Below are 8,967 nucleotides of genomic sequence, written 5' to 3' on the forward strand. Positions count from 1 at the left end.
CGGCTGAAGGGGTGGCTGCGGGACCGGCGCACCACCCGCGCCCTGCGGACGATCTGCGTCGATCTCGTCGGGCCGATGCGGGCGGCACGCGCCCGCGCGGACCTGTTCTACCGCACCGACAGCCACTGGACCTTCGCCGGCTGCCACCTCGCCTATCGCGAGATCTGCCGCGCGCTGCGGGCCTCGCCCCGGGAGGACCTGGCCGAACGCGGCTCCCGCGAGACCGAGATCGCGGGCGATCTCGGCTCCCGCTTCGACCCGCCCCGGACCGAGCGGGCGCGGATCCACGACCTCCAGCGCGATGCGGTGCGCAGCTATGCCAGCCCCATCGTCGCGGCGCGGGAGGCGGCCGGGCGGCCGGACACGCTCCATGTCGGCTCGCACGTGATCTACCGGAACGCTTCGCCGGCCGATCCGCGCCGCCTCGTGCTGTTCGGCGACTCGTACGCGCATTTCGCGCCGCTGATGCTGACGATCATGCTGGCCGAGACCTTCGCCGAGGTGCATTTCATCTGGAGCACCGCGATCGACTGGTCCTACGTGGAGGCAGTGCGGCCCGACATCGTCCTGACCGAGATCGCCGAGCGGTTCATGTTCCGCGTGCCCGACGACAGCTTCAGCCTCATCGATTATGCCGCCGAGCGTTTCGGGGAAGAGGTGGTGGGCGGCTGAGCCCCACGCTCCTCATGCTGAGGCGCCGAGCGAAGCTCGGCCTCGAAGCCCCCCGGAGCGGTCGATCCTACGGTAGCGACCCTCTGGGATGAGCGACGCGGCGTGCGTCGAGGCCGCTGACGCGGCACCTCAGCATGAGGAGCGGCGTGGATGCCCGAACGCAGCGGTCGGTCGCGCTTTCAGAACAGCTCGCCCTGCACGCCCTCGGATCGCGCCGGGACGATCCAGCCCGCGGGCAGGGCCGGCGTCACCGGCTCGGGCAGGCCGGCATCGTCGTTGCGCACGCTGTTGACCCGGTCGCCGACGGGATCGAGCCGCAGCCATGAATCGGGGCAGGGCCGGCACAGCCGCGCCGCCTCGGGGGCGTCCACCGCCGCGTCGAGCCAGGGCGCGACGGCCTCCGGTGCCAGGATCGCCGGCATCCGCTCGTGGATGGCGCTCAGGGTGCCGTTGGCCGAGCAGGTGACGATGGCGGCGGTGTCGACCTCCGAGCCGTCCGCGCCCATCCACGGTTCCCACAGGCCGGCCAAGGCCATCGGCGCCCCGTCGGCCCGGCGCACGGCGAACGGCGTCTTGGTCGCGGCCTTGCCGGCCCCGTCGCGGCGCCACTCGTAGAAGCCGTCGGCGAGGAAGACGCAGCGGCGGTGGCGCAGCGCCCCGCGGAAGGCCGGCTTCTCGGCCGCCGACTCGATGCGGGCATTGAACAGGACGGGGAAGCCGGCCGGATCCTTGAGCCAGGCCGGCCACAGGCCCCAGCGCATCAGCCGGAAATGCCGTTCCCCGCTCTCGCGCAGCACCACCGGCACCGGCTGGGTCGGCGCCACGTTGAAGCGGCCGGGGAAATTCGGCTGTTCCGGGTAGCCGTAGAAGGCGCGGTAGACCTCCGGCGGCTGGCCGATGAAGAAACGTCCGCACATCTCAAGGGATATGGGCGCTCCGCCGCCCCCGGATCAAGCGGCGGATATGTCCCGTTGCACCGTCCGGCGGCGGCGCTACGTTGGCGGCCATGACCTCCCCCGCGACGGCGAACGCTGCCGAGCCCGTCCTGCAGGTGCGCGCCGTGCCGGGCATGGCCCGGTTCGATGCGGCCGAATGGGATGCCTGCGCCACCTCGCCCGAGACGCTGGCCTCCGGCGACGAGACCTTCAACCCCTTCACCTGCCATGCCTTTCTCTCGGCGCTGGAGGAATCGGGCTGCGTCTCCCGCCGCACCGGCTGGCTGCCGCTGCATGTCCGCGTCGAGCGCGAGGGCAAGCTCGTCGGCGCGGCGCCCTGCTACCTGAAATCCCATAGCCAGGGCGAATACGTGTTCGACCATGGCTGGGCCGACGCCTACGAGCGGGCCGGCGGCAGCTATTATCCGAAGCTTCAGGTGAGCGTGCCCTTCACACCCGTGACCGGCCCGCGCTTCCTGATCGCGCCCGGCGAGGATCCCGACACGGCGGTCGCGGCCATCGTCGCCGGCCTGCAGGCGCTGCGGAGCGAGACGGACGCCTCCTCGATCCACGTCACCTTCATGCGCGAGCGCGAGGCCGCGCAGGCGCGGGCCCTCGGGATGCTGCCGCGGGTGGACCAGCAGTTCCACTGGCTCAACGAGGGCTATGCCGGCTTCGACGATTTTCTCGGCGCGCTCGCCTCGCGCAAGCGCAAGGCGATCCGGCGCGAGCGGCGGGAGGCCTTGAGCGCGGGGCTGACGGTGGAGCACCGCACCGGATCGGACATCCGCGAGGCCGATTGGGACGCGTTCTACGAGTTCTACCGGGATACCGGCGCCCGCAAATGGGGCAGACCCTATCTCAACCGCACCTTTTTCTCGCTGATCGGCGAGCGCATGGCCGAGCGCATCCTGCTCGTCATCGCCCGGAACGGGGACACGCCGATCGCCGGCGCCATCAATTTCATCGGCGACACGGCGCTCTACGGGCGCAACTGGGGCTGCATCGAGGATCACCCCTTCCTGCATTTCGAAGTCTGCTATTATCAGGCCATCGACTTCGCCCTGGCGCGGGGCTTGCAACGCGTCGAGGCCGGGGCGCAGGGAGAGCACAAGCTCGCCCGCGGCTACCGCCCGGTGCCGATGCATTCGGCCCACGACATCGCCGATCCGGCTCTGGCCCGCGCCGTGGCCGACTACCTGGAGCGGGAGCGCGGCGCCGTCCGGGCGGGGATCGCCGAGTACGAGCGGATGTCGCCGTTCCGCCAGACCTGCGAGGAGGCAGGAGAATGAGCCCGATCGACCGTATCCGCAGCTATGCCGACGAGCTGACCGCCCTGCGGCGGGATCTCCACGCCCATCCCGAGCTCGGCTTCGAGGAGGTCCGCACCTCAGGGATCGTCGCCGCGCAGCTGGAGCGGTTCGGCATCGAGGTCCACCGGGGTCTGGGCAAGACCGGCGTGGTCGGCCTCCTCCAGGGGCGCCCCGGCCCGCGCCGGATCGGGCTGCGCGCGGACATGGACGCCCTGCCGATCACCGAGGAGACCAACCTCCCCTACCGCTCGACCGCGCCGGGCAAGATGCACGCCTGCGGCCATGACGGGCACACCACCATGCTGCTCGGCGCCGCCCGCTACCTCGCCGAGACGCGGGATTTTGCCGGCACCGCCGTGTTCGTGTTCCAGCCGGCCGAGGAAGGCCTGGGCGGCGCCCGCGCCATGATCGCCGACGGCCTGTTCCGGAAGTTCCCGGTGGACGAGATCTACGCGATCCACAACGCGCCGCACGGGCCGCACGGCGTGCTGCAGCTGCGCCCCGGCCCGATCATGGCGGCGGCCGACTTCTTCGACATCCGCATCACCGGCCGCGGCGCGCACGCGGCGATGCCGCATCAGGGAATCGACCCGATCGTGGTCGCCACGGCGCTGGCCCAGGCGATGCAGTCGATCGTCAGCCGCAACAGCAACCCGCTGAAATCCGCCGTGGTCTCGATCACGCAGATCCATGCGGGGGCGGCCTACAACGTCATCCCCGAGGGCGCACATCTCGCCGGCACCGTGCGGACCTTCGACGCCGACCTGCGCCGGCTGATCGCGAGCCGCATCCGCGAGCTGGCGGCGGGCTTCGCGGCGGCCTACGGCGCCACCATCGAGGTCGACCTGCGCGACGTATTCTCGGTGCTCGACAATCACCCCGAGCAAGCGGCCGCCGCCGCCGAGATCGCCACCGAGCTGTTCGGCCCCGAGAACGTCGTGGCCGACACCATGCCGCATATGGGCAGCGAGGATTTCGCCGACATGGTCGCGGCCGTGCCCGGCGCCTATGCCTGGCTCGGAGCCACCCCGGGGCCGGGCCTGCACAATGCGTGCTTCGATTTCGACGACAGCCTGATTCCGCTGGGGGCCGCCTATCTGGCGCGGATGGTGGAGCGGCGCGCGGCGGCGTGAGGATGTGAGAGCAAGGGACGGGATGCGCCATCCGCACCGCTCGGTCAGGATGGCTCATCCGACACCGTTCCGGAGCGATCCCATGCTCGCCGAACCCGACACCGTCCCCGCCGAGGGAGAGCCGCTCACCGAGGCCCGGATGCGCGCGGCGGTCGCCGCCCGCGATGCCGGCTTCGACGGGCGCTTCGTCTACGCGGTGCGCTCCACCGGCATCTATTGCCGGCCGGGCTGCCCGTCGCGGGCGGCGCGGCCCGAGAACCTGTCGTTCCATGCCGGCCCGGCGGAGGCCGAGGAAGCGGGCTTCCGGCCCTGCCGCCGCTGCCGGCCGGACGAGGCGGCCCGGTCGGCGCGGCAGGCGGAGGCCGTGACCCGCGCCTGCCGGCTGATCGAGGCGGCGGAGGCGCCGCCCCCCCTCGATGCCCTGGCCGGCGCGGTGGGCCTGAGCCCGTTTCACTTCCACCGGATCTTCAAGGCGGTGACCGGTGTGACGCCCAAGGCCTATGCCGCGGCCCACCGCGCCGGCCGCGCCGCCGACAGCCTCGCTGAAGGGCGAAGCGTCACGGAGAGCCTCTACGCCGCCGGTTACGGTGCGCCGAGCCGGTTCTATGCCGACGCGGGAGAGCGGCTCGGCATGCCTCCCTCGGTCTACCGCAAGGGCGGCGCGGGCGAGCGGATCGCGTTCGCGGTCGGCCCCTGCGCCCTGGGGCTGGTCCTGGTGGCGGCCACCGAGCGGGGGATCTGCGCGATCCTGCTCGGCGACGCGGCCGACACGCTCCGGGCCGAACTCGCGGCGCGCTTCCCGAAAGCGGAGATCGTGGCCGGCGCGCCGGATTTCGCGGCGACGGTGGCCGCGGTCGTGCGCTTGGTCGCGGAGCCGGGAGGCCCCTTCCCCTTGCCGCTCGATATCGGCGGCACCGCCTTCCAGCAGCGGGTCTGGCAGGCCCTGCGCCGCATCCCGGCGGGCACGACCGCGACCTATGCCGAGATCGCCCGCGCCATCGGCGAGCCGGCGGCGGTGCGCGCGGTCGCCATGGCCTGCGGCGCCAACAGGATCGCCGTGGCGATTCCCTGCCACCGGGTGGTGCGCTCGGACGGGACGCTGTCGGGCTATCGCTGGGGCCCCGCGCGGAAGGCGGCCCTGCTCGCGCGGGAAGGAAACGGACGCGCAGAGGAGACAAGTTAGGCCTCGCCTCAGGCCGGCACGGCGGAGCCGGGCGAGGTCATCCCCCCGGCGGCGTGGGCGCTCCTGGCCTGGATCTCGATGAAGACGCGGGTGACGGTGCGGTTCTTCGCCTTGATGCGGCGCTCCAGCCGCGCGACCGTCCGCTCGACCTCGCCGGCGGGAATGTCGTCGGCGAAGTCGAGGCTGAGATTCACCAGGACGTCGGAGGGGCCGAGATGCTGGGTCAGCACCTCGTTGACGTGCTGCACCGCCCGCTCCTCGCCCACCGCCGCCTGGATCGCGCGCACCACCTCCGGATCGGCGGCCTCGCCGATCAGCAGGCCGTGGGTCTCGATCATCAGGAAGATCGACATGCCGACGAGCACGAGGCCGATGCCGATCGAGGCCCAGCCGTCGAGGGCCGGCTGGTCGAGCACATGCGCCGCCGTCACGCCGGCCATGGCGATGACGAGGCCGATCAGCGCCGCCACGTCCTCGACGAGGATGGTGTAGAGCGCCGGGTCCTTGCTGCGCTGGATCGCGGTGATCGCGCCGCGCTCGCCCTTCTCGGCCCAGAACGCCCGCAGCGCCACGAGGCAGGAATAGCCCTCCGCCAGGATGGCGAAGCCGAGGATCGACACGTTCACCCAGAAGCCGGAGAGGTGGAATCCGAACAGGGTGGCGTCGGCGGCGGGTTCGGGATGCTCGATCTTGTGGGCGCCCTCGTAGATCGCGAAGATGCCGCCGCCCAGGAAGATGAACAGGGCGACGATGAAGGCGTAGAAATACACCTCGCGCCCGTAACCGAACGGGTGCTTGGCATCCGCCGGCTTCTTCGCCCGCTTCAGGCCGAACAGCAGCAGGATCTGGTTGGCGGTGTCGACCAGGGAATGGGCCCCCTCGGCCAGCATCGCCGTCGAGCCGGTGAGGAAGGCGCCGACGAACTTCGCCGCCGCGATGGCGAGGTTGGCGCCCGCCGCCGTGTAGATCGCACCCGTGCTCTCGGCCATGTCCCGCTCTCCCCGGCGCGTCGTCCCGAAAAGTGGCTTCCCGTCTTTCGGGACGATGCGAAAACGGACGCTTCGCGCATCGGTCCGGATGCGGCGTCCAGGACGGCGCGCAAGAGGCGCACCGTCACGGGGCTGTCAACGCCACGGCAGCGGCCAAGGTTGCCGAAACGGTGGACGGGTCGTAGCCACCCGTGCAACCTGCCGCGCGAATGGGAGAAGCCCTGCGATGACGCCTTACGATCCGGACAACGTCTTCGGGAAGATCCTGCGCGGGGAGATTCCCGCCCACACGGTCTACGAGGACGAGCACAGCCTCGCCTTCATGGATGTGATGCCCCAGGGCGAGGGCCACACCCTGGTGATCCCCAAGGCCCCCTCCCGCGGGTTGCTCGATGCCCAGCCCGAAACGCTCACCGCGCTGATCGGCACGGTCCAGCGGGTCGGCCGCGCCGTGACAAAGGCCTTCGCGGCGGACGGGCTGACGCTGTTCCAGTACAACGAGCCGGCCGGCGGGCAGACGGTGTTCCACCTGCATTTCCACCTCCTGCCGCGGCACGACGGGGTGCCGCTGAAGCGCCACGAGGGCGGCATGGCCGACAATGCCGTGCTGGCAGAGCACGCCGCGCGCATCCGGGCGGCTTTGGACGAGGGCTGATCCCGCACACGGCCCGCTCGGCCGGAGCCCGGATCAGGCGTGGGTCGTCCCGCTCGGCGGCCCCATCGTCGCGATCACCGCGCGCAGGGCCGCGTTCTCAGCCTCCAGCTCGGCGATCCGGCGCAGCAGGACGGCGAGGGACGGAGCGGCCGTCGGTTCGGGAGGAACGGGCTTCTGCGCGTCGAAGGCGACCCCCACCGCATCCTCGCGGCGCCAGCGCAGGCTCGAGCGGAGCGTCGCGTCCTTCTGCGGGATGTGGAGGTCGAAGACGTCCGGCAGGCTGTTGGTCTGACTGAGTTCCAACCGCGCGCCCGCCTCCGACAGGTCGCGAACCAGGCAATCCATGGTGGATGCGCCCTTGTTGAAGAGGATCCGTCCCTTGAGGAAGGTCCGTTTGCGGATCTCCTGGCGCCTTTCGCTGCTCATGGGGAAGCCGTTCTCGTGGGGAAGCCGCGTCGCTCCCGACGCATCCCGCCTGTCTCGCATGCCGGCCGTTAAGGAATGCTCGCCGTGCCCTCGACGCGCCCAGCGTCAATCGGCCGATCCGCCCTCCGACCGGCCGGCCTCGTCGAGGCACTGGAACAGGTAGAAGCCGTTGAAGCGCACCGCCGTGGCCGCGGCCCGGTCGTCGAAGCCGGGGGGAGGGGTGACGCTGCCGTCGATCCGGCCGTCGAAGGTCCAGCGGCGGCCGCCGACGAAGCGCGGCACGGCGCAGCTCTCCGGAACCGCGCAGCAGAGCGATTCCCTGCCCCTGCGGCGGAACAGGTTGTAGCTTCGCATCGGACGTCCTCCGCATCGCCGCACCCTCGGAAGAATGGTTAACCCGACAATCGGTCGGGTTTGTGTCGATGCGTCCATGGTCGCCCCGGCGTCAGGCCGGCGTGACGGCGGGTTCCGCCCGGCAATCCGGTTCGTCGGTCCGGGTCTCGCCATCCCGGGTCGCGGCGAGGCGGACGGCGTGGTTGATGAGCGCCATGTGGGTGAAGCCCTGCGGCAGGTTCCCGCGCTGCTCGCCGCTCTCCGCGTCGATCTCCTCGGCGAACAGGCCGAGATCGTTGCCCCGCGCGATCAGCCGCTCGAACAGGGCCTCCGCCGCATCGGTGCGGCCGGCCAGGGCAAGGCACCCGACCCGCCAGAAGGCGCAGGCCGAGAACGTCGCCTCGTCGCCCTCAAGGCCGTCCTCGATCCGGTAGCGGTAGAGGAGATCGCCCGCCCCGAGTTCCTCGCCGATCCGGTCGAGGGTCGCGGCGACGCGCGGGTCGTGGGGGTCGAAGGCATCGAACAGCACGGCGCGGAGCACCGCCGCATCGAGGTCGTCCGAATCGTAGGCCATGGTGTAGGCCCCGCGCGACGGGTTCCAGCCCCTGTCATGGTACTCGGCGCGGATCTCCCGCGCGGCCCGCTCCCAGCCCGCGACGGTTTCGGGATCGGCGAGCCGGTGCTTCGGATCGGCGCGGGCGATCTGCACCGCGCGGTCGAGCCCGACCCAGAGCATGGCCTTGGTGTGAAGGCTCTGGCGCTTGCGCGTGCGCATCTCCCACAGGCCGTGATCGGGGGCGTGGCGGGCCTCGACGATGTGGCCGGTGAGGTGGGCGAGCGCCTCGGGCAGATGGTCGTTGACCTTGACCGGCGGATCGAAATCGACCGCCTGCAGATAGCCGTGCAGGGCGACCAGGAACTCGCCGTAGATGTCGTACTGGTCCTGATCGGCGGCGGCGTTGCCGATCGTCACCGGGCCGGTTGCGCGCCAGCCGCGCAGGTGGTCGAGGGCCTGCTCGGCCGGCACCGGACCGCGCAGGGCGTACATCAGGTGCAGGTCGCGCCCCCGGCTCGGATCGGCCTCGCGCAGGAAACGCAGGAACTCGGCGGCCTCCCGGTCGTAACCGAGATTGACGAAGGCGGTGACGGTGAAGCTCGCATCCCGCATCCAGACGTAGCGGTAATCGTAGTTGCGGTTGCCCGGCACCGCCTCGGGCAGGCCGGCGGTCGCGGCGGCGACGATGCCGCCGGAGGGGCCGTGGGTCAGGAGCTTGAGGGTCAGCGCGCTGCGCAGGGAGCTATGCGGGAGATTGGGTGACGACGGTGTG

Annotated in this window: 10 protein-coding genes; 5 read left to right on the top strand and 5 right to left on the bottom strand. The window is 71.4% G+C overall.

All coding sequences use genetic code 11. From position 1 onward, the window contains the following. On the top strand, positions 1-672 hold a 672-nt coding region (locus tag MZTS_RS08265; protein ID WP_192283154.1), incomplete at its 5' end, for an alginate O-acetyltransferase AlgX-related protein. A 179-nt stretch (positions 673-851) separates the two neighbouring features. On the opposite strand, the gene MZTS_RS08270 is transcribed toward MZTS_RS08265, so the two are convergent. Next, on the bottom strand, positions 852-1,589 hold the full coding sequence (locus MZTS_RS08270; RefSeq protein ID WP_009864429.1) for an SOS response-associated peptidase: 738 nt from the start codon (positions 1,587-1,589) through the stop codon (positions 852-854). 89 nt (positions 1,590-1,678) lie between these two features. Here MZTS_RS08270 and MZTS_RS08275 point away from each other — a divergent pair, with 89 nt between their 5' ends. The 3 genes from MZTS_RS08275 (at position 1,679) to ada (ending at position 5,236) form a co-directional block, all read left to right on the top strand. Further along, a complete protein-coding gene (locus MZTS_RS08275; protein ID WP_192283156.1) occupies positions 1,679-2,899 on the top strand; it encodes a GNAT family N-acetyltransferase in 1,221 nt (406 codons plus the stop codon). Continuing rightward, a complete protein-coding gene (locus MZTS_RS08280) occupies positions 2,896-4,053 on the top strand; it encodes a M20 aminoacylase family protein (RefSeq protein ID WP_192283158.1) in 1,158 nt (385 codons plus the stop codon). Before MZTS_RS08275 ends, MZTS_RS08280 begins: the two co-directional genes overlap by 4 nt. 82 nt (positions 4,054-4,135) lie before the next feature. Next, a complete protein-coding gene (ada, locus tag MZTS_RS08285; RefSeq protein ID WP_009862599.1) occupies positions 4,136-5,236 on the top strand; it encodes a bifunctional DNA-binding transcriptional regulator/O6-methylguanine-DNA methyltransferase Ada in 1,101 nt (366 codons plus the stop codon). Positions 5,237-5,244: 8 nt separating this feature from the next. Here ada and MZTS_RS08290 read toward each other — a convergent pair whose 3' ends face one another. Then, complete coding sequence (locus tag MZTS_RS08290) at positions 5,245-6,225, bottom strand: cation diffusion facilitator family transporter (RefSeq protein ID WP_192283160.1); 981 nt, start codon at positions 6,223-6,225, stop codon at positions 5,245-5,247. A gap of 226 nt (positions 6,226-6,451) precedes the next feature. On the opposite strand from MZTS_RS08290, the gene MZTS_RS08295 reads away from it, so the two are divergent. Further along, positions 6,452-6,880: an HIT family protein gene (locus MZTS_RS08295; RefSeq protein WP_192283162.1), complete on the top strand. Its 429-nt coding sequence runs from the start codon at positions 6,452-6,454 to the stop codon at positions 6,878-6,880. A gap of 33 nt (positions 6,881-6,913) precedes the next feature. Here MZTS_RS08295 and MZTS_RS08300 read toward each other — a convergent pair whose 3' ends face one another. The 3 genes from MZTS_RS08300 to MZTS_RS08310 form a co-directional block, all read right to left on the bottom strand. Continuing rightward, complete coding sequence (locus tag MZTS_RS08300) at positions 6,914-7,306, bottom strand: PilZ domain-containing protein (RefSeq protein ID WP_192283163.1); 393 nt, start codon at positions 7,304-7,306, stop codon at positions 6,914-6,916. 105 nt (positions 7,307-7,411) lie between these two features. Then, on the bottom strand, positions 7,412-7,660 hold the full coding sequence (locus tag MZTS_RS08305; protein ID WP_192283165.1) for a hypothetical protein: 249 nt from the start codon (positions 7,658-7,660) through the stop codon (positions 7,412-7,414). Between the two features lie 91 nt (positions 7,661-7,751). Then, the coding region (locus MZTS_RS08310; RefSeq protein WP_192283167.1) for a glycoside hydrolase family 15 protein at positions 7,752-8,967 on the bottom strand (1,216 nt) is incomplete at its 5' end.

This window comes from Methylorubrum zatmanii, assembly GCF_014845115.1.
Lineage (GTDB): Bacteria > Pseudomonadota > Alphaproteobacteria > Rhizobiales > Beijerinckiaceae > Methylobacterium > Methylobacterium zatmanii.

Excerpts from the sequence above, each read along its gene's own strand:
- MZTS_RS08270 (WP_009864429.1), bottom strand. The coding sequence starts at position 1,589 with ATGTGCGGACGTTTCTTCATCGGCCAGCCGCCGGAGGTCTACCGCGCC.
- MZTS_RS08275 (WP_192283156.1), top strand. The coding sequence starts at position 1,679 with ATGACCTCCCCCGCGACGGCGAACGCTGCCGAGCCCGTCCTGCAGGTG.
- MZTS_RS08280 (WP_192283158.1), top strand. The coding sequence starts at position 2,896 with ATGAGCCCGATCGACCGTATCCGCAGCTATGCCGACGAGCTGACCGCC.
- ada (WP_009862599.1), top strand. The coding sequence starts at position 4,136 with ATGCTCGCCGAACCCGACACCGTCCCCGCCGAGGGAGAGCCGCTCACC.
- MZTS_RS08290 (WP_192283160.1), bottom strand. The coding sequence starts at position 6,225 with ATGGCCGAGAGCACGGGTGCGATCTACACGGCGGCGGGCGCCAACCTC.
- MZTS_RS08295 (WP_192283162.1), top strand. The coding sequence starts at position 6,452 with ATGACGCCTTACGATCCGGACAACGTCTTCGGGAAGATCCTGCGCGGG.
- MZTS_RS08300 (WP_192283163.1), bottom strand. The coding sequence starts at position 7,306 with ATGAGCAGCGAAAGGCGCCAGGAGATCCGCAAACGGACCTTCCTCAAG.
- MZTS_RS08305 (WP_192283165.1), bottom strand. The coding sequence starts at position 7,660 with ATGCGAAGCTACAACCTGTTCCGCCGCAGGGGCAGGGAATCGCTCTGC.